19 protein-coding genes and 1 other RNA gene are annotated in these 20,971 nt (G+C 39.1%); 5 read left to right on the top strand and 15 right to left on the bottom strand.

The annotated features are described in order from the left end of the window. Nucleotide 1: 1 nt before the first annotated feature. From B5D25_RS02330 to B5D25_RS02305, 6 genes are all read right to left on the bottom strand, one after another. On the bottom strand, nucleotides 2-523 hold the full coding sequence (locus tag B5D25_RS02330) for a hypothetical protein (RefSeq protein WP_078786139.1): 522 nt from the start codon (nucleotides 521-523) through the stop codon (nucleotides 2-4). Between the two features lie 18 nt (nucleotides 524-541). Then, nucleotides 542-1,132, bottom strand: a complete 591-nt coding sequence (locus B5D25_RS02325; protein ID WP_078786138.1) for an HD domain-containing protein — start codon at nucleotides 1,130-1,132, stop codon at nucleotides 542-544. A 178-nt stretch (nucleotides 1,133-1,310) separates the two neighbouring features. Continuing rightward, nucleotides 1,311-1,572, bottom strand: an RNA gene (ffs, locus tag B5D25_RS02320) — signal recognition particle sRNA large type. Between the two features lie 37 nt (nucleotides 1,573-1,609). Further along, nucleotides 1,610-2,101 (bottom strand): tRNA adenosine(34) deaminase TadA, encoded by a 492-nt coding sequence (gene tadA / locus B5D25_RS02315; protein ID WP_078786137.1) that lies wholly within the window; start codon nucleotides 2,099-2,101, stop codon nucleotides 1,610-1,612. A 102-nt stretch (nucleotides 2,102-2,203) separates the two neighbouring features. Beyond that, nucleotides 2,204-3,097, bottom strand: a complete 894-nt coding sequence (rsmA, locus tag B5D25_RS02310) for a 16S rRNA (adenine(1518)-N(6)/adenine(1519)-N(6))-dimethyltransferase RsmA (RefSeq protein ID WP_078786136.1) — start codon at nucleotides 3,095-3,097, stop codon at nucleotides 2,204-2,206. 257 nt (nucleotides 3,098-3,354) lie between these two features. Further along, nucleotides 3,355-4,128: a TatD family hydrolase gene (locus B5D25_RS02305; protein ID WP_078786135.1), complete on the bottom strand. Its 774-nt coding sequence runs from the start codon at nucleotides 4,126-4,128 to the stop codon at nucleotides 3,355-3,357. A gap of 247 nt (nucleotides 4,129-4,375) precedes the next feature. On the opposite strand from B5D25_RS02305, the gene B5D25_RS02300 reads away from it, so the two are divergent. The 5 genes from B5D25_RS02300 (at nucleotide 4,376) to B5D25_RS02280 (ending at nucleotide 9,713) form a co-directional block, all read left to right on the top strand. Beyond that, nucleotides 4,376-5,563 (top strand): pyridoxal phosphate-dependent aminotransferase, encoded by a 1,188-nt coding sequence (locus B5D25_RS02300; protein WP_078786134.1) that lies wholly within the window; start codon nucleotides 4,376-4,378, stop codon nucleotides 5,561-5,563. 72 nt (nucleotides 5,564-5,635) lie between these two features. Further along, entirely contained in the window at nucleotides 5,636-7,165 is a 1,530-nt protein-coding gene (gene malQ, locus B5D25_RS02295) for a 4-alpha-glucanotransferase (RefSeq protein ID WP_078786133.1), read from the top strand. Nucleotides 7,166-7,189: 24 nt separating this feature from the next. Continuing rightward, on the top strand, nucleotides 7,190-7,924 hold the full coding sequence (locus tag B5D25_RS02290; RefSeq protein WP_078786132.1) for a lysophospholipid acyltransferase family protein: 735 nt from the start codon (nucleotides 7,190-7,192) through the stop codon (nucleotides 7,922-7,924). 27 nt (nucleotides 7,925-7,951) lie between these two features. Then, complete coding sequence (locus B5D25_RS02285; RefSeq protein WP_176755061.1) at nucleotides 7,952-8,539, top strand: hypothetical protein; 588 nt, start codon at nucleotides 7,952-7,954, stop codon at nucleotides 8,537-8,539. 163 nt (nucleotides 8,540-8,702) lie between these two features. Beyond that, nucleotides 8,703-9,713 (top strand): CPBP family intramembrane glutamic endopeptidase, encoded by a 1,011-nt coding sequence (locus tag B5D25_RS02280; RefSeq protein WP_159444053.1) that lies wholly within the window; start codon nucleotides 8,703-8,705, stop codon nucleotides 9,711-9,713. Nucleotides 9,714-9,750: 37 nt separating this feature from the next. Here B5D25_RS02280 and B5D25_RS02275 read toward each other — a convergent pair whose 3' ends face one another. The 9 genes from B5D25_RS02275 to glmS form a co-directional block, all read right to left on the bottom strand. Next, on the bottom strand, nucleotides 9,751-10,158 hold the full coding sequence (locus tag B5D25_RS02275; RefSeq protein WP_159444052.1) for a YwiB family protein: 408 nt from the start codon (nucleotides 10,156-10,158) through the stop codon (nucleotides 9,751-9,753). Nucleotides 10,159-10,181: 23 nt separating this feature from the next. Then, nucleotides 10,182-11,255, bottom strand: a complete 1,074-nt coding sequence (locus B5D25_RS02270) for a D-alanine--D-alanine ligase family protein (RefSeq protein WP_078786129.1) — start codon at nucleotides 11,253-11,255, stop codon at nucleotides 10,182-10,184. 43 nt (nucleotides 11,256-11,298) lie between these two features. Next, the gene (locus tag B5D25_RS02265; protein ID WP_078786128.1) at nucleotides 11,299-12,006 is read right to left on the bottom strand and encodes a ComF family protein; all 708 of its coding nucleotides are present in this window, start codon (nucleotides 12,004-12,006) and stop codon (nucleotides 11,299-11,301) included. A 70-nt stretch (nucleotides 12,007-12,076) separates the two neighbouring features. Next, on the bottom strand, nucleotides 12,077-14,320 hold the full coding sequence (gene recD2, locus B5D25_RS02260) for an SF1B family DNA helicase RecD2 (protein ID WP_078786127.1): 2,244 nt from the start codon (nucleotides 14,318-14,320) through the stop codon (nucleotides 12,077-12,079). Nucleotides 14,321-14,379: 59 nt separating this feature from the next. Continuing rightward, the gene (gene mreB / locus B5D25_RS02255) at nucleotides 14,380-15,369 is read right to left on the bottom strand and encodes a rod shape-determining protein (protein ID WP_078786126.1); all 990 of its coding nucleotides are present in this window, start codon (nucleotides 15,367-15,369) and stop codon (nucleotides 14,380-14,382) included. Between the two features lie 17 nt (nucleotides 15,370-15,386). After that, on the bottom strand, nucleotides 15,387-17,144 hold the full coding sequence (locus B5D25_RS02250; RefSeq protein WP_078786125.1) for a PocR ligand-binding domain-containing protein: 1,758 nt from the start codon (nucleotides 17,142-17,144) through the stop codon (nucleotides 15,387-15,389). A 144-nt stretch (nucleotides 17,145-17,288) separates the two neighbouring features. Then, entirely contained in the window at nucleotides 17,289-18,173 is an 885-nt protein-coding gene (locus tag B5D25_RS02245) for a coiled-coil domain-containing protein (RefSeq protein WP_078786124.1), read from the bottom strand. A 115-nt stretch (nucleotides 18,174-18,288) separates the two neighbouring features. Next, nucleotides 18,289-18,999: a hypothetical protein gene (locus B5D25_RS02240; RefSeq protein WP_078786123.1), complete on the bottom strand. Its 711-nt coding sequence runs from the start codon at nucleotides 18,997-18,999 to the stop codon at nucleotides 18,289-18,291. An 11-nt stretch (nucleotides 19,000-19,010) separates the two neighbouring features. Continuing rightward, complete coding sequence (glmS, locus tag B5D25_RS02235; RefSeq protein ID WP_078786246.1) at nucleotides 19,011-20,825, bottom strand: glutamine--fructose-6-phosphate transaminase (isomerizing); 1,815 nt, start codon at nucleotides 20,823-20,825, stop codon at nucleotides 19,011-19,013. Between the last annotated feature and the right edge of the window lie 146 nt (nucleotides 20,826-20,971).

Below are 20,971 nucleotides of genomic sequence, written 5' to 3'. Positions count from 1 at the left end.
ATTATTTAGCTTTCGAAAGAAGATCATCGATAACAAGTGCTGCATAAGTATCATCAAGCTCGTCATCATCATTTATCTTTATCTTGTAACTATCAAGAACGTAATTTCCATCTTTATCTTTTGAAACAAAGTAGTTAATTCTGAGGTGAGCATCTGTCCATGTCTTTGAGTTATCAGGAGTAACAAGGTCATCAACCTCGATTGTTACTTTGTATCCGTTACACTCGACCTTCCATCCTTCGCCGTTCTTTCTAACGTACCATGAAACATCACTACAGTTCTTTGTCATAAGCTGACCATATGTTACACCACTCGAAACTTTTCTCTTTGTAACAGGATCAACTGTTGGAACCAAAGCATTTCTTGCACCATCTGCAATGTTCTTAGATTCGCTTTCCATCTGTTCCTGAATCCACTGTCTGATTCCACCTGTGATATTCAATGGAAGATATGTATAAAGCAGGAATAAGATTCCGCATACAATAGCTATTCCAAGAATGATTCTCAATAATTTATTAAACATTTTTTCATCCTCCTGTTTTTAAAACAATTCTCTTTCAAGCTGATATATATAACTTTCGATCAACTGCATTCTCTTTGTAAACTCAGCGCGTCCTGCATCTGTTTTACATCTCTTGATCTTAGGTTTATTTCCACGATAATATTCCTTGATTCTGTAGTAAGCTCTCTTATAACTAGCTTCCTCATCAAGTGCTGTTGCCATGCAGTCCCACATAATCTCAACTGCTCCTACTTCATCAAGAAGATCCGCATCCATAACAATACGGCACTCCAACGACAGATCATCCTCTGTATCCTTGTCTTCATGCCTCATGATTATTTCGCCAACCCTTTGAATCTTTTCAGGATCAACACCTATACTATCAAGATAATCGACCGCAACTTCCGCGCTAACTTCCGCATGAGGCTTCGTATCATCCCAACCCACATCATGTAAAAGAGCGGCAAGAACTATAATATCCAAATCTCCTCCAAGCTTTGCCTGAAGTCTTATGGCCCATCTATAAACACGCATAATGTGTTCATATCTGTTCCTAAATGGATATTTTGACGGTCTGCCGTTATCCAATGTTTTCTTTTTAACAAAATCTATTACTTCTGAATAATTCATTCTTCGCCCCTTATCCAGAATTTTTCATTATTCTGGAAAAATACATCATATGTAATATTAACACGTTCCTAGATTTATTTCCATAAAAACTTTATTTTTATTTACATAAAATTGCACAAATTTATATGTCAGATATACTCAAATCAAGGTAAATGCGTCATTTAGCGAAAAAAATAAACCGCACGGCTGGCTTTGTGATGAACCAATAGGCGTTACCTCAGCAGTTAACTCAATCCAGGCAACCTCACGTCACCCAGAAGTTTCTACTTAGTGCTGCTTTGTTCCCAACCTGACACGGTTCATAGATTTCTGTCGCGTAAGACCCAGATATCAACATCACTTACCGAGGGCAGCCCTACAGTATTCAACCCGAGGCCAGCCATCACCCCTGCTATAGCGGATTGCAGGTTCAGGGCACCGCTAACTCCCCGGCTGTACGGAAATTTTAAACATAGTTAGTATAACCAAGAGTGCTATTTACGTCAAGCAAGTTTTTTCTGCTTTCTTCTTTTCGCGAAGCTTGGCAAAAAATGAACTCAGCATGTTTGAACACTCTTCTTCACACACACCTCTTGTTACTTTGACCTGGTGATTAAACTGAGGCATTTCCAGGAGATTGATTATAGAACCGGCACATCCCGCCTTGGAATTCATACATCCAATCACAACTTCCGGAATTCTCGCCTGAACTATAGCTCCGGCACACATCTGACAAGGCTCCAAAGTGACATACATTTTGCAGCCTTCCAGCCTCCAGTCACCTATTATCTTACCTGCCTTTTTCATTGCTAGAAGCTCCGCATGGGCAAGGGTAGATTTATCCTTATTACGCTTATTATACCCTCTTCCGATGACCTTTCCTTCATAAACTATTATACAGCCTATCGGAACGTCTCCGTTTTCTTCAGCCTTCTTCGCAAGTCTTATGGCCTGGCGCATGTATTTTTCATCTTCTGACAATTTTCTCATATTTCTTCCCACTTTTTAGTACGACTACATCTGATCATCTATGCGTTTATTACGCAATAACACACACTACCGTCTGATCATCTTAGTCTAATGCTCGCCCGATTATCCTATGAGTCTGTCGGTTAATTCAGCAAATTCATTGAGAGAAAGTCTCTCTCCTCTGATATTCTCATCCAGTCCCATTTCTCTTAATGCATCATCAACTGCTTCTTTTGTAATTCCCGGAATATTTGCATTTCCGATTCCATTTTTCAAAGTCTTACGTCTTTGTTCAAATGAAGCTCTTATAAGTCTGAACATCATTTTTTCATCTTTAACTTTAACCGGCGGTTCAGTAAATGCCTTCAGTCTGATAACCGCAGAACCGACTCCCGGTCTCGGAATGAAGCAGTTTGGCGGAACATTTGCAGCTATATATGTCTCTGAATAATATTTTACCGCAAGTGTAAGTGCGCCGTAATCTTTTCCGCCCGGTTCGGCATTCATTCTATCGGCAACTTCTTTCTGCACCATTACAGTGATGCTTGCTGCAGGAATGTGATTTTCAAATAATCCCATTATTATCGGTGTTGTAATGTAGTAAGGAAGGTTAGCCACAACCTTGATATTTTCTTTTGTAACATTCATTCCCATCTTGGCGCTTACTTCTTTAATAAGCTCCTCGATATTGCATTTTAAAATGTCTTCATTTACCACTGTGACATTGTCGTATGGAGCAAGAGTTTCCGCCAGAACAGGCAGAAGTCTCTGATCGATCTCAACCGCAATGACATGTCCTGCACTCTCTGCAAGATACTGTGTCATAGTACCGATTCCCGGTCCAATCTCGATGATCATATCCTTCTCTGTGATTTCCGCTGCCTTAATTATCTTCTTGATCACATGATCGTCTATAAGGAAATTCTGTCCGAACTTCTTGGCAAAACTGAAATCATATTTTTTTATTACCGATATAGTAACCTGTGGGTTACTGAGTTTTTCATTATCAGGGATCATTACATTCTCCTAAATCAATTTTATTTATCTATTATCCAACACTGTGTCTACTACGCCGGAGCAATCCGTTTATTCAACACCGAGTCGACTAAGTTAATTCAATTTGCATTATCCAATCCTGCATCTACCACGCCGGAGCAATCCGTTTATTCAACACCGAGTCGACTAAGTTAATTCAATTTGCATTATCCAATCCTGCATCTACCACGCCGGAGCAATCCATTTGTCCAACACCGAGTCGACTAAGCTAATTCAGTCTACTTTATCCGATACATATCAAATGCATTTTTGTATGTTATCTCAGCGACTTCTTCGGCGCTGATTCCTTTGATTTCTGCAATCTTTGCGATAACATTTCTCAGATTTAACGATGAGTTTCTCTTGCCGCGAAGGGGCTCCGGTGAAAGATAAGGGCTGTCGGTTTCGATAACTATCCTTTCAATCGGAATAGCCTCAACAGTTTCCACAAGCTTTCGTCCGTTCTTGAATGTCACAACACCTCCGACTCCTATATAAAAGCCCATTTTGACGAATCTTTCTGCCATTTCTTTGGTATATGAAAAGCAGTGAATAACTCCTCCCGCCTCACCGGCCGCGCACTCTTCCATGATCTTCACAGTATCATTTGCCGCATCTCTTGAATGAACAACTATCGGAACATTTAATTCTTTGGCAAGTTCAATCTGCGCCTTAAACCATTTCTGCTGAAGCTCTTTTGACGGCTCATCATAATGATAATCAAGTCCGATCTCGCCTATTGCAACTATCTTATCATTATCAGTTACCATTTTTCTAAGTTCATCTATGTCTTTCTCCACCATTTCATCGGTATCGCTCGGATGCACTCCGACTGCACCGTAGAAAAAGTCATACTTATCCGCCAGTTCAACCGTTACTCTTGAGCTATTCATATTTGCACCGATATTTACTATCTTTTCAATACCGGAAGCATGCATTTTTTCTATAAGTTCTTCTCTGTCATCATCAAATGCATCATCATCGTAATGAGCATGTGTTTCAAATATCTTCACAACTATCCTCTTCCCACGGGAATATCTCCCGAATCTGTATAATGATTCAGTTTAACTTATTTCAATATATTTTTCCATAGCAAGATATTTCCTTTATTTTTCCTATTATTAAATAAAACTTCTATTTTCTCTCTTTTTATTGTCATTTACCCTAATATGAATTAAAATAAACTCTGATATTTATAATAGGTATCCGGCATCAGATTTAGAAATGAAACAGTTCCGGGTGCCGAAATGGGAGGCAATTATGATTTCAGAATTTTACAAGGAAATGACAGGTAAATCATCTGTTATCCGACAGTTTTTCGCATATAGCATGGAGCGTGAGAAAGAACTTGGACCTGATTCGGTTTATAACTTCTCTATCGGAAATCCTTCCGTTCCTGCCCCTGCTTCATTTACAGAAGCTATGAATGATCTTCTTAACAATGTTGACCCTGTTAAGCTTCACGGTTACAGCCCAACTCTCGGTCTTGACTCAACAAGAGAAGCTATCGCTTCTTCTCTTAACAGAAGATTTGAAATGAATTACGAAGCAAAGCACATTTTCCCTACAACAGGTGCTGCCGGTGCTATCGCACATGCAGTAAGATGTATAGCTGGTGAAGGTGATGAGATAATTACATTTGCACCTTATTTCCCTGAATATATCCCTTATATTACAGGATGCGGCGCAACTCTTAAGGTTGTACCTGCAGATATATCTTCATTCCAGATCAATTTTGAAAAATTCGAAGAAATGTTAAATGAAAAGGTTGCTGCGGTTCTCATCAACTCACCTAACAACCCTTCAGGAATCGTATATACAACAGAAACAATCAAGAAACTTGCTGACATACTTAGAGCTAAGGAAAAGGAATATTCTCACGAGATCTTCCTTATTTCCGACGAGCCATACAGAGAGATCGTCTTCAAGGGAACCGATTCGCCATATGTATCAAAATACTATGACAACTCAATCTCTTGCTATTCATTCAGTAAATCTCTCTCAATACCGGGAGAAAGACTCGGTTATGTGGCAGTTAATCCTAAGGCAAAGGACAGCGATTATATAGTTCCTATGTGTGGACAGATTTCAAGATTCACAGGTCACAACTGCCCACCTTCTATAATTCAGCTCGCAGTTGAGAAAGTTATCGATGATACAAGTGATCTTTCAATATATGAAACAAATGCAACACTTCTCTATGATGCACTTACAGACATCGGATATGACTGCGTAAAACCAGGCGGAACATTCTATATGTTCCCTAAGACACCTATAGATGATGCAGATAAATTCTGTTGGACAGGCGCAAAGGAGCTTGGACTTATAACAGTTCCGGGTAATTCATTTGAGTGTCCGGGTCACTTCAGAATCTCTTACTGTGTTCCGACAGAAAGGATTGAAAAAGCAATCCCTCTGTTTGAGAAACTGTATAAAATGTTCGCCTAGTAAACTTGTATTTTAAGCTTTACTTATGTATAATTAATAGGTTGTAAAATTGTGGACTGGAGGACTGTAACTATGGATAAAAAACATTTGGATGTTGCAACTAAAAGGTACGCAGGAATACTCTTGCATCCTACTTCATTTCCTAATCCATACGGAATTGGCGATCTTGGCAAGGGTGCATTTGACTTTATAGACTTCATGGAGAAAGCAGGCATGACAGCATGGCAGGTGCTTCCGCTGGGCCATACCGGTTTCGGTGATTCACCTTATCAGCCATTTTCTTCTTTCGCAGGTCAGCCACTCATTATAAGTATAGATCATCTCATTGAGCTTGATCTTTTGGATGAGGATGATCTCAAGGATATGCCTCAGTGGAATCCGGAAGATATAAGTTATGGTGACGTTATCGCCTTTAAGACAGAACTCTACCGCACAGCTTATGAACGATTCATTGATAAAGAGTTTACCGATAAACTGTCTACCGATGAAGAGTTAATGGCTGACTACAACAAATTCATAAATGAATCCGACTGGCTCAAAGATTATGCTCTCTTCATGGCCGGCAAAGATTATCATAAGGGCGCTCCTTGGTATATGTGGGACGAAAGTCTCAAGAATCCAAAAGACAGTGAGCGTGCCGAGTGGGAAGAAAAGCTTTCAAAAGAGATTGGCTACTATGAATTCCTTCAGTATCTTTTCTATACTGAATGGACAAAGCTTAAAGAATATGCCAATCAAAAAGGCATTTCGATAATAGGTGATATTCCTATCTTCGTTGCCTGGGACAGTGTCGATGTATGGCGCAACCAGAAGCTTTTCATGCTGGATTCAAAAGGTTATCCGACAGACGTTGCCGGTGTTCCGCCTGATTATTTTTCAGCAACAGGACAGCTTTGGGGCAACCCTCTCTATAACTGGGAAGAGCATAAAAAGACCGGGTATGAGTGGTGGATCAAGCGAATCAGACACCAACTGGAATTAACTGATTTTCTGAGAATCGATCATTTCCGTGGATTTGATAAATTCTGGGCAGTCCCATATGGTGATGAGTCCGCCGTTAAAGGAAGATGGATCGAAGCACCGGGTGAAAACTTCTTCACCATGCTTGAAGCAAATCTCGGATATCATATGCCTATCATTGCCGAGGACCTTGGCGAGATTGACGAATCCGTTATCGACTTAAGAGATAAATTTGGATTCCCGGGCATGAAGATACTTCAGTTTGCTTTTGAAAATCCAAATGAAAATCATTTTCTTCCACATAATCATATCAGAAATTGTGTATGTTATACCGGAACTCATGATAATGATACAACACTGGGCTGGTACAAACATGCATATGAGGCATCCAAGGATAAGCTGAGAAGATATTACAGTACTGATGCAAGTGATATATGTTGGGTAATGATACGCGCCTGCTTCGGTTCGGTAGCAAATATGGCCATAATCCCTATGCAGGATGTTCTCGAGCTGGACTCATGGGCAAGATTCAATACACCTGGAGTCGGAAGCGGAAACTGGTCATGGCGCTATAAAAAAGAAGCATTAACCGATCAGCTCGCTTCAAGACTTTTTGAGACAGCAAAAATGTACGGTCGTTAAATTCAATATCAAGAAAGGTAATATATGATAAGACTTATTATATGCTATATTTGGGCTGTCATAGTTATGGTATTCTCTATCCCACGTCATTTATATTATAAGCATCTGATCAAAAAAGATCCGATGAATGGATGGAGGACAGCTACAAAGGCTGTAAACAGATTCTTTAAAGACCTGCTATTTATCGCAGGAACCAAAGTCACTGTCATCGGTCAGGAAAACATTCCTGAAAATACCGCTTGTTTATTCGTCGGAAACCACAGAAGCTGGTTTGACGTAATTATTCTTCAAACACTTGCGAAGAATCCTATAGGATATATTTCCAAGAAAGAATTCGCACACACTCCGCTTCTTTCAATGTATATGAGAGATATCGGTACACTTTATATCGACAGAGAGAATCCTCGAGAGGCGTTAAAAACCATCAAAGAGGGTGGCGAAAGAATGAAGAAAGGACTTTCACTCAGCCTTTTCCCTGAGGGAACAAGAAATCACAAAGATACTCTTCTTCCTTTCAAAGAGGGTGGTTATAAAATGGCTGAAAAGTCTAAATCTCCTATCATTTTGGTTGCCAACAGCGGTACAGATGATATATGGGAGAAAAATAAACATTTTGCGGTTAAGAAAAGACATGTTATAATCGAATTCATGGAGCCGGTATATCCTTCGGAATTACCTGTTCACGAAAGAAAAGCTTTTTATGCAGACATCCCTAACAGGATAAACGAAAAGCTTCAAAAAAATAATAAAAATCTATAAAGCTATGAGAAATTGGAGGACAAAGAATTGAGTATAGGATGGATAATATTCATCATCGTTCTCGTCGTTATAATCGGTGCATTAATAGCACTTTATATCGCCGGTAATAAGATGCAGAAAAAACAACTTGCGCAGAAGGAAGAGATGCTTGCACAGGCTCAGCCAGCAAATATGCTCATTATCGATAAGAAGTATATGCCTCTTAAGGATGCAAAATTCCCTAAGATCGTTATGGAACAGACACCTAAGAAATATCAGAAGGCTAAAGTTCCTGTAGTAAAGGCTAAGGTTGGACCACAGATCGTAACACTTATGTGTGACGAAGCAATTTACGATGATATCCCTACAAAAGGTGAAGTTAAAGCCATGGTAAGCGGTATCTATATCGTTAGCGTTAAGAGTGTAAGAAAGCAGAAGAATCAGCCGGTTGAAGAAGAAACAAACGGCAAGAAGAAAAAGAGAAAGAGCTTCGACGAAAGACTTCGTGCAAAACGTGCACAGTATCAGGCACAGCTTAAGGCCGATATAGATAATAAGAAAACAAAAGAACAGCTTAAGGCTGAGAAGGAAAAGGCTAAACGTGAAAGAGAAAAAGCCAAGAAAATCACAAACTAATATGAATATCATAGGAGGGTTGGTACTTATAATAGTACCATTCCTCCTAACTTATTTACTAAATTTAATAGCATATTTCGCAGCATTTGCCATTGTATTCGTTTTGAATACTTACATGGGCGCATCCATCGAGTTTGACGAAAAATCATTCGCGGGAGGATCGATGCCTGTAAATACAGTGGTCATGTTATTTTTATACGCAATGCTCTGCCTCATAATCTTCGGATGGTGGTATCTTGTCATAAAAAATAACAGTAGCAACAATAATGAAAGCAAGAAAAAAACTTCTAAGAAAGGCAGTCTCCTTAAGAACGCCGGTCTTATCATCGTTTTCGGTTACAGCTTCCAGCTTTTTATAGATTCCATTTTAAATCTGGTCAAGAAAGTTGCGCCAAAGCTCATCCAGGAATATGATGAAAATATCGGAAGCCTTGTAAATAATAAAACTTCCGTGATACTTATGCTTACTGTCATTATCATAACGCCTATTGCCGAAGAGCTTATATTCCGAGGAGTTATTACAACATATTCAAATAAACTCTTCCCACCAAAGACAGTTATCATCATATCATCTGTTCTGTTTGCTATATATCACGGCAATATAGTTCAGGGAGTTTATGCATTTATAGCAGGTATCATACTCGGAATCATCGTTGCGAAGACCGGAAAAATACTACCTGCCATTATGCTGCATGTAGTTATAAACCTCAGTGCGTATCTTGTTCCTGATATACTTTTCAAGAATATAATCACACTGCTCTTTACTTTAGTCGGTTCTGCGAGCCTTATGTTCCTTGTGATTTATATAATAAAATACGGAACTATATGGTCGAAACAAACTGATATTACCGCTGACAACAATGATTCAAAAAACGGTAGCAAGAAATCCGATGCCGCCGATGACAGCAGTGATGCAAAAAACGGCAGCAAGAAATCCGATGCCGCCGATGACAGCAGTGATGCAAAAAACGGCAACAAGAAATCCGATGCCGCCGATGACAGCAGTGATTCAAAAAACGGCAGCAAGAAATCCGATGCCGCCGATGACAGCAGTGATGCAAAAGACGGCAGCAAGAAATCCGATGCCACCGATAACAACACTAACAAAAATAATGTTAGTAAAAAAAATAATAATATAAATAACCGCAATAAAAGAAAGAATGTAAATAAATAAAGGTAATTTAAAACCCTTCCGATACGGAAGGGTTTTATTAATTATATACTGCTTTAAGATTCAATTTGTTCTCTGCCTCATCCTGAGGTGAAAAACAAATCTTATAAATAAGTTCCAGATCAACCCCTTTTTCGTGGGTTTTACTGTAAACACTGATTGTTTTGATCAGAAGACTTACAGGCCCTGCCTGAGTATTATAGATTGCATCATGGCTTTTGCCTGATTCAAATCTCATAATGACATTCACGCCGCCCTTTTTCTCTAATGTAACTATATTGCCGGAAATAGTAAGAATATTCTCAGTACGAATACTGTCGCCTTCAAACTGCTCATAATATTTTATGACGATATTTCCATCTATTTCCTCTAAAGTACCCTTTGTTTTATTTTCAACATTACCTGCCTCTGATGCACCGGTAATGCTTAAATCTATTATCTTTTCCAAATATATCCGTCTCCAAAATCAATTTATTTATCAGTATAATTATGTCTTTCGTAAGCCATCTCAAGAAGGTTGTTTACATATTCGCCCATAGGATGTCCTGCTCTCTCCATAAGCATAGGATACATACTGATAGAAGTATGACCCGGAATAGTATTGATCTCATTAAATACAACTCTGTTGGTGTCTTTCTCAAGGAAGAAATCAACTCTGGACATTCCGAAGCAGTCGCATGCTCTGTAAATCTTAACAGCTGCCTCTCTGATCTCCTCAAGCTTATCAGCAGGAATATCAGGATCGAGCACAGTCTTAGAGGCCGCATTATTGTATTTAGCATCATAATCATAAAATTCAGCAGCAGCAACTATTTCACCTACACCGGAGGCAAATGCGTTTCCGCCGTATCCATATACAGCACACTCGATCTCGCGACCGTTAATTGTCTCTTCAACAAGAATCTTTGTATCATGTTTAGCAGCAAGTTTAAGTCCTTCGATAAGTTCTTCTCTGTTGTGAGCTTTTGTTATACCTACTGATGAACCGGCATTTGAAGGCTTAACGAATACAGGATATTCCTTAGCGCTTTCAATCTTCTCAACTACCTTCTCAACATCTTCAAGTTCAAATGAACGAACAGGTACATAACTTGCCTGAGCTACATTTACAGAATCAGCTATAACCTTTGTGAAGAACTTATCCATAGTGATGGCTGATGCAAGATGACCGCAGCCAACATATGGAATCGAAGCCATTTCAAGAAGTCCCTGTATAGTTCCGTCTTCACCGAAAAGTCCGTGAAGAACAGGAAATACAACATCAATCTTTATCTTCTCAACCTTCTCTGTATCATATATGAGAAGTAACTGACGAGAAGTATCAGGAGATATAACAGCTCCGACTTTGCTCTTTCTCCAACTGCCGTCTCTTATACTGTCAACGCTGTCGGCAAGAAGCCATTTACCATCTTTTGTAATTCCAACGATTATAATATCGTACTTTTCTTTATCGATAGCATCTATAACCGTAGCCGCAGAAACGCATGATACTTCATGTTCCGAAGAGCGCCCACCGTAAACAACTACAACTTTTTTCTTACTCATAACTGTAATCTCCTTATATTCTTACCTCTGACGTCACCGGAACTTAAACCTTTCCAATGGCAACACTGGTATAATAAACTCTTTGTACTCCTGCATTTTTTAGGATCTTCGTGCAGCCTTCTATGGTTGCACCGGTAGTATATATATCATCCACAAGCAGTATGCTTTTAGGTATACCACCTGAATATGCTTTGTCAATAGCAAATGCCTGAAGAAGATTCTTTTCTCTCTGGACATCATCAAGCTCTTTCTGCGGTGCTGTATTCTTAACTCTAGCAAGAAGGTTTAATTTAACAATCCCTGTCCGCTCGCTGATAACATCCGCCAAAAGCTCTGCCTGATTATACCCTCTATTCCTATATCTTTCTTTAGATAAAGGCACAGGAACGATTGCTTCTATGCATAAATTTCTGAATTCATCCTTAAATCTTCCGGCAATTTCTCTGCCGTAAAATGAAGCATATTCTTCTCTGCCATGGTATTTGAACCTGACTAATGCGTCCGATATTGGCGGAATATAATTAAATACAGGAAATCCAAGATCGTAGCTTCTTATATTTTGGCTGCAATCAAAGCAGTATTCATCATTTTCGCTGTCAATCTCCTTACCGCATTTTAAACATCTCGGTTCAGTGATATAACTTAATCTTCCACGGCAAAAATCACATATCCCCTTTCTTCCCACAGGCAGCACTTCATCACATACTGCACATCTTGGCGGGAATATGGCATCTATTAAATTATCAAACATTTATACCTCTTTCAATATCCCTTTATAACATTCTTCTTATAAATGCTATTTAAGCCTATTTGAAAGGTACTTATGCAAATTCCTTTATTCTGTCGGAAAACTTAGTAAATCTTTTCAACTCGGAAATATTATCTATCATCCTGTTTAACATCTGAAGATTTCCAACAACTATTACCATTCTCTTGGCTCTTGTTATAGCTGTATAAAGAAGATTTCTGTTAAGCAACTTCCAATTTCCATTGAATATCGGGAAAATAACCGCAGGATACTCACTACCCTGGGATTTATGGACGGTGACGGCGAATGCATGCTCTATCTCGTCCAACATTGAAAATGGATATACTATAACTCTTTTATCATCAAATGTAACTACTAATTCTTCTTCTATTTCATTTATCTCAGTAATGACACCTGTATCGCCGTTAAATACACCGATGCCCTCTTCTTCAATATTAGAGTCATCATCATAGATACGCCACTCCAGCTTATAGTTATTGCGTATCTGCATGACCTTATCGCCTTCTCTGTAAATGATTCCGGCCTTTTCTTTCTCCTTCTTCCCCTTGCCCGCAGGATTAAGTGTCTGCTGCAATCTTTTATTGAGATTCTCAACGCCCAGCTCGTATTTTCTCATAGGTGTCAGAACCTGAATATCTTCAGAACCTATTTTCAGGAAATCCGGTATGCTCGTTGTGACAAGTTTATTGATCTCATTTATGATCTGCTCCGGTGTATTTCTCGGAATAAGGAAGAAATCATTATTCTTATTATCTATTGAAATATATTCTCCAACTTTTATCTTGTGAGCATTTTCTACAATCCTGCTCTCAGCTGACTGTCTGAATATCATTTCAAGTTCAGTAACAGGGAAGCATCCGCTGTCGATTATATCTCTTAAAACATTTCCTGCTCCAACCGGAGGGAGCTGGTCTGTATCTCCTATCAGAATAAGTCGCGTTCCGTCATCTATAGCTGCAAGGAGTGAGCAGAATAAAATGCTGTCTAACATTGAAGCCTCATCAACAAGTATAGCATCAGCTTCTATAGGATTCTCCTTATTTCTTCCAAATTTAAGCCCTTTTGTATTCTCTGCTTCGCCGGGTTCTCCAACAAATTCAAGAAGTCTATGAACCGTTACAGCCTTATAGCCTGTGGCTTCGGTAATCCTCTTCGCCGCCCTTCCTGTAGGTGCAGCAAGTTTGACTGTCATCCCACTATAAATAAAATATTCAATGATGGCTTTAGTAATCGTGGTCTTACCTGTTCCGGGACCGCCTGTAACGACAGCAACGCCATTGCAGACTGCACTTTTGATAGCTTCAACCTGCTTATCATCAAACTTTATTTTCTGATAATTTTCAACTCGGTTTAGAGCTTTTTCAAATTCATCATCAGCAATCTCATAGCTGACTCTAAGATCAGTGATCATCCTTGCACTGTTCTTTTCTATGTAATAATTATATGTAGTATAAACTGCCGGTTCTTCTTCATTATCCTCGGCAGTATTCATTTCAACAAATATCTCTCTTTCGACATGAAGCACTTCAATCTGGTCATGTATAATATCATCCGGAATATCTACATAAAGATTAAGCAGTCCTCGCACTTCATTTACAAGGATATTTCTCGGAAGATACATATGCCCCATACTCATCGCCTGTCCCAAAGCATAAAGTATAGCTGATCTTATTCTGAATTCCGAATCATCCGGAATACCAACCTTTCTCGCTATATCATCCGCAGTTTTAAATCCCACTCCGGGAATATCTTCTGCGATCTTATAAGGATTATTTGCAATAACCGAATAAATGGTATCGCCGTATTCATTATAGATCTTCATCGCAAGATTTATGCTGATATTATACTGTGCCAGGAAAATAATAACTTCCTGGAACTTTCTGTTCATCGAATAAGACTCAGCGATCTTTCTTGCCTTTGCCATGGAAATGCCCTTTATCTCGGCCAATCTTTCCGGCTCCTCATCCATAATCCTAAGTATATCTGTTCCGAATTTCTGTATAAGTCTTTTGGCTGTAACTTCGCCAATTCCTTTTACAATACCGGAAGCAAGATACTTCTCTATACCATTAATGTCCTCCGGAAATCTTATCTCACAGGAAGTAAATTTAAACTGAATATCATATTGAGGATGATGAACATATTCACCTTCAGCAGAAATAAACATGCCCTCTCCGCCCTGAGGAAGGGTTCCGACAAATATCTCATCCCCTTCAACAGTTTCTACATTAAAGACTGCATATCCATTTTCTTCATTTCTAAATATGATTTTTTCTATATAGCCTTCTCTGATCATTTAATATTCTCCAAAAGACAGCACCGCCAAAACTTCCCATGGCGGTGCAAAGTAATCATTTATACATTTCCGTTGAAATATTCAACATACTTTCCGGTACCTATAGCCACTGCTGACATTGGGTCTTCCGCTGTCATAGTAGTTATACCGGTTTTCTCTTCAATAAGTTCTTCAAGACCGTGAAGAAGTGCACCTCCACCGGTAAGAACAACACCTCTGTCTGAAATATCAGCAGCAAGTTCAGGTGGTGTTCTCTCAAGAACTCCCTTAATAGCTTCAACAATCTGACCTGTAGTTTCTCTAAGAGCTTCTTCAATATCATCAGAAGCAACAGTAACAGTTTTTGGAAGGCCTGAAACCATATTTCTTCCTCTTACATCCATAGAAATATTCTCAGGTCTCTTATAACATGTACCGATATTTATCTTAATCTCTTCAGCTGTACGATCACCGATAAGAAGATTAAATCTCTTCTTCATGAAACGTATTATCGCATCATCAAAATCATCACCGGCAACCTTTATAGAAGAACTTACAACTGTTCCTCCAAGGGAAATAACTGCTATATCGGTTGTACCACCACCGATATCAACTATAAGATTACCGCAAGGTCTCATAATATCGATACCTGCACCTATAGCTGCAGCAACAGGTTCTTCAATGATAGTAACATCTCTTGCACCTGCATTATATGTAGCTGTTTCCACAGCTCTCTTCTCAACTTCAGTTACACCGGAAGGCACACAAACACTTATACATGGTCTTCTTCCGAAAAGATTTCGTCCGACGGCCTTACGTATAAAGTATTTAAGCATCTTTTCTGTTGTAGTATAGTCTGAAATAACGCCATGTCTGAGTGGTCTGATCGCAACTATATTACCGGGTGTTCTTCCCAGCATAAGTCTTGCTTCCTCGCCAATCTCAACTATTTTATCCGTATCTCTGTCATAAGCAACTACGGAAGGCTCGTTCAGAACAACCCCCTTACCTTTAACATACACAAGTATACTCGCTGTTCCGAGATCAATTCCAATATCTGTACTTGCCATTTTTCTTTTCCTTCCTGCTAATTTTCAACCGGTCTGACAATATAGACCGTTGCCGGCTCACCTCTGAGCCATTTAATCTTGATCTCTGTAACATCTACGATTTTAACCAGAGAATCAATATATTTCCGCCAATTAGTCACATTATCCTGATTGTGACTATCCGGATATCCGGTAACACCACCGGTTGGCGGTATCAGGATAGCACTATCCTTACCCGTAAAATCATATCCAATTAATTCGTTTAACGTTCTGTTGGAGAACAGAACCTTACCCGTCTTATCATCTTTAACATATATACCTGCATGGAGGTAATTGAAAAGTTCAAGCAGTGTCTTGTTGGCCATGTCGGATGTTTCTTCAACATCTGTAAACTTGATTATTCTGGCAACAACACAGCTTACTTCCTTCGCAAATTCTATCTCATTTTCTGTCCAGACTCTCTCTCTGGTATTCTCGCAAAATGAAACATATGCGACTGTAATACCATCTATGATCACAGGAAATATCATTACGGCTCTGACTTTACCTCTGAATATTCCTACTCTGATCCTGTTAGTCATATTATTGTGATCAATAACAAGGGCACCGTTTTCACGAATGATCTTGCCTTGATCTTCATATCTTCCGGCAGTCCATGTCGTTCCCATGATATCTCTGTCACGAGTATTCTTGAACCAGCCTTTTTTATATTCAAATACGTTTGAATCCATAGACATGAGTCCAAACATTATAATGTAGTCAAGATTTAATTCTTTTCCGGCAGCTTTAAATAGATTACCGACTCCGGTTATTCCTCTTGAAAGCTCCATGATAGCATCAGAGATTATTTCCTTCTGATGTATCCTTCTCTCTATATCTTCTTCCAGCTTTTTGAGCTTTAATGCCTTATTAGAATTAGCATTTATGTTGTCCACATAGGTAGTAACATTTTCAGCTATATCCCACTGCCTTTTGTATATCTTCCGGAGCACCTTGGACTGAGTTTCATCATATGCGCAAAGGAGCCATGTCGCAACATGACGACCTTCAACATATACAGGCGCTGCTGAAATGCTGCTTCCCGGATGACATTCCGACATATCCATTATGAATGGTTCATTCTTCTCTGTGATCTGCCTTTTAATCTCGTTGAAAAAGTCCTTATACTGAGTTCTTTCAAAAAGATCATAGAAATCCCCGAGATAGCCTTCCGGACCGATAGGTCTCGTAAGTATACGACCTCTGTTATCAACTATGCTTGAATATATATCAAATGCCGATGACACATTCTGGAAAAATCCGGCAAGATCATTACGTATGAGAATATCCAAAATTCTGGCCTCATCATTTACGACCTTCTTCACTTCCTCGTCATCATCGTCTTCGTCAGGAATACTAACAGTCTGCTCTGCAACGATTCTTTCAGCATCTCTATATATAAACTCAACTACAGACTCAGTTTCACCCTTGGAAATAAATGAAACATCTATCTCTACCTTATAGATCTTTCCGTCATCTCCGACAACTCTACAGCAATAAATAAAATCAGAACCGCTCTTTGTTGCCATATGAAGAGCATTTTCAAAATCATCTCTGTCTTCCGGATGAATATAATCAACCGGCAGGCGCAGTCCGTTCTTCATGGCGCTAGTGTTCATACCAAATAAGTCGGCATTATCCGACACAAATTCGATCTTACGTCTTATGGAAAACCCCGAAAAACTGACCTTCTGGACTATAACCACAAGTTTCTCCTTATTCAGAGCATGTGAAATATACCCATATTCCGAATTCACGCATGAACACCCCCTTCATGAATATTAGACACCCCAAAAATTCTATTGCTGAAAAACTCCACCACTACCTTGAAAATAGTGGTGGAGCAGATATATCCGCCTTTACACCGAATAATAAATTACATTTATGCAAAGATTTTATACTTATGAGCGGCCGCTTACATCCCCAAATGCGCTGTCTGCATAAGCCTTTGTCTCTTCACATGCTTCAGAAACTTTCTTAACAGATTCCATAAGCTGAGCGATGAACTCGCTGATGCTTTCACACTCACGCTTAACTGTTGTTCTTGTCTGAAGTACTTCCTCACGTGTAGCAGCTTTCTTCTCATCACACTGCTTTGTTGTTTCTTCAAGAAGATTAGCACAGTTAACCTCTGTAACATTCTTAAGGTTCTCTGCTTCCTGTTCTGTACGAGTCTTAAGTTCGTTTGCTTCCTGTTCTGTACGAGTCTTAAGCTCATTTACTTCTTCTTCTGTCTTCTTTGTAAGGTCTTCGCAATAAGCTTCTGTTGCATATTTCTTATTTGCACAATTGTTCTCTGTTTCTGATCTAAGCTGTTCGCACTCAGCTTCAGTTGAAGCCTTAAGGCTTTCGCACTGTGCTGTTGTCTCTTCAATCATCTGCTGACACTGTGCTGTAGTCTCAGCAAGTCTTGCTTCACACTGATCATTTGTGCTCTGTATCTGAGCAGCTGCAGATTCCTGAGCTGCAAGAAGAGTTCTGGAAATAGACTCATATCTGGCTGCTGACTCGCCTTCCTTCTTCTTATATGTCTCGAGTTCTTCCTTTAAACGTGTAAGCTCATTCTGAAGATTCTCATTAACTGACTTAAGGTTATCGATAGTCTCCTTTGATTCGTTCATATTAACGTCTCTCATTGTCTGGAGGCTCTTTACTGTATCTCCAAGCTTTTCAGCTTTAGCTTTGTATTCCTCAATCTCCTTAGTATAGTTTGCTTCAGATTCCTCGATATAAGTGTCAACTGCCTTCTTATCATATCCACCGAAAGATACTGTCTTAAATTCCATCTCGTAAACTCCTTTCATATCACCTGGGTGATAGATATAATTATATAAAAAATGATATAATCAACTATACGCTAAACAGTATAGCACAAAGAATTTATATAGTCACATTAAAAAATTATTCACTTGTGCTTTCAGACTCCGTTGTCTCTGATTCTGTTGATTCTACAGCAGTACTGCCTGCAACCATAGCATCATCAATCTTTATAAAGTCTTCATTACTTATATAAAATGTATCGCCATCTTCAACAATTGTGACTGTGATCGTCTGAGGATCACGATAAGTCATATTCTTTGCCGCATCTTTAAGGATATCAACCAATCCTTCAGCAAATTCATGTTCATAAGTCTCTTTATCGTAATTATTGAACTCACCTGCTGCGACTTTCTCGTTGAATTTTTCTACATAGGCTTTGGCATCCTGATCTGCCTGAGTAATGATATCTATCGGATAAATAGTTATATCAACTTTATAATGACCACTGCTCTTATATGTCTTATCAACGGAATATTTTGCATTTCCGTAAACCATTTCAGCAAGGGTATGAAGATCTTTAAACAGTTCATCATCTTCTGTAAGAACAAGTCCGTAATAATTCTTGAGAGCAATTGCGAGTCTGTCGACATTCTGAGCATACATCGCTTCTGCGTCTTCCTTATTGGCTCCCGTAGATTCGATATAAGCATCAGATGCTCCAAGATAATTTACAGCTATAAGATTTTCGATATATGTACTGTATTTCTTGATCTTATTGTCCTTGCCGCAAGCTGTTAATGTAAGTATTAATGAAAATGCAAGTACCACAGTTATAAATTTTTTAAGTTTCATTTTTAATTCCTTTACTCTACTGTTACTGATTTTGCGAGATTTCTCGGCTTATCCACGTCTAATCCCTTAGCGTCTGATGTATAGTATGCAATAAGCTGCAGCACAACAGCTGTTGCAAATACTGAAAATACACTATCTGCTTCAGGAAGCTTTATCTGCATATCGCAGACACTTGTATCATTTATGTCATCATCATGGCTTACAAGAATAACAAATGCGCCTCTTGATTTAACCTCTTTGACATTTGAAATAACTTTACTGTAAACATCCTTCTCTGTAGCGATTGCTATAACAGGAACATTTTCAGAAATAAGCGCGATAGTACCATGCTTAAGTTCTCCCGCTGCATATGCCTCAGAGTGGATATATGATATTTCCTTAAGTTTAAGTGATGCCTCAAGACAGAGAGTATAATCGATTCCTCTTCCGATGTAGAATACATCAGGTGAGATCATTATACGATTGGCGACCATCTTGATTGTGTTCGCATTCTTAAGAGTGTCCTCGATAATGCTTCTTACATTCTCGAGATTTTTAATGAATTCTCTTGCCTCATCCTCTGAAATGATTCCCTTAACAAGTCCATATCTGCAAGCGATAAGATACATCGCTGAGATCTGTACTGTATAAGCCTTTGTACTTGCTACGGCAATCTCAGGGCCGGCATGAGTATATAAAACATAATCACTTTCTCTTGCTATAGTTGAACCCTTAACATTTACGATTGAAAGCACAGGACTTCCCTTCTTCTTAGCAAGTCTTAATGCTTCAAGTGTATCAATTGTCTCTCCTGACTGTGAAAGAACAATAGTAAGAGTATTCTTATCAATTATCGGATCTTTATACCTAAATTCAGATGCAATCTCAACATTTACAGGAATTCTGAGTTTACTCTCAAATACATACTTTCCGACCATTCCGGCATGCATAGCAGTACCGCATGCAACAACAGTGATATTCTTGATACCATCAAATAATGAATCACTGATTCCGTCTTCCTCAAGGAAAGGAAGTCCGTCAGATACTCTTGGTCTGATTGTTCTGTCGAGAGCATCCGGCTGCTCATAAATCTCTTTAAGCATGAAATGAGGATATCCGCCCTTCTGAGCAGATGAGATATCCCAGCTGACTTCAAGCATCTCAGGTTCAATAACTTCACCGCTTAAGTTTTCGCATTTGATATTTCCCTTATCGATTGTAAGGATATGATACTCCGGTACAACAAAATATTTCTTTGTATAAGGAATAATTGCTGTAATATCAGAAGCGATCATAGAACAATCTCCGAATGTTGCGGCAACCATTGGGCTGACATTCCTTACAGCGTAGATTACTCCCGGATGATCTTCGAACATAATGCAAAGTGCAAATGATCCTGAAATACGTTCAACTGCTTTTTTGATAGTCTTGATCGGATCTCCCGAATAAAGTGTATCAAGAAGTGCAGCTACAACTTCTGTATCTGTCTCTGAAACGAGTTTATTCTTAAGACCGTACTCAACTATAAGTTCTCTATAGTTCTCAATGATACCATTGTGAATGATTACAACTTTTCCTGATTTATGAGGATGAGCATTTACATCTGTAACTCCTCCATGAGTAGCCCATCTTGTATGACCAATACCGCATAAAGCACCATCAGAAAGATCCATTGCAGCTTCTCTAAGCTGTGCAACCTTTCCGGTTCTCTTCTTGATGATGACTCCTTTATCTCCGAGTACAGCGATTCCGGCACTGTCGTATCCTCTGTATTCAAGCTGCTCAAGTCCATTAATAAGTATATTCTTCACCGGCTTATCGCCTGTAAATCCGATTATTCCGCACATAAAATCACCTATCCTTTGTTCAGTTTTTATGCACTGCTCCACCTTTTGTTCAGGAGTCGCCTCCCTTTTTGTAATGAAGCTAACGTATTGTGCGGTCCGGAAGGGCACCCGCCGAAATCACCTCGATAACCCTTCACCTCGTCAGC

Origin of the sequence: Eubacterium ruminantium (assembly GCF_900167085.1) — a bacterium.
In the GTDB taxonomy this organism is placed as follows: Bacteria; Bacillota; Clostridia; order Lachnospirales; family Lachnospiraceae; genus Eubacterium_Q; species Eubacterium_Q ruminantium.
The sequence above is the reverse complement of the archived record's forward strand: the minus strand, read 5'-3'. Positions and strand labels throughout refer to the sequence as shown.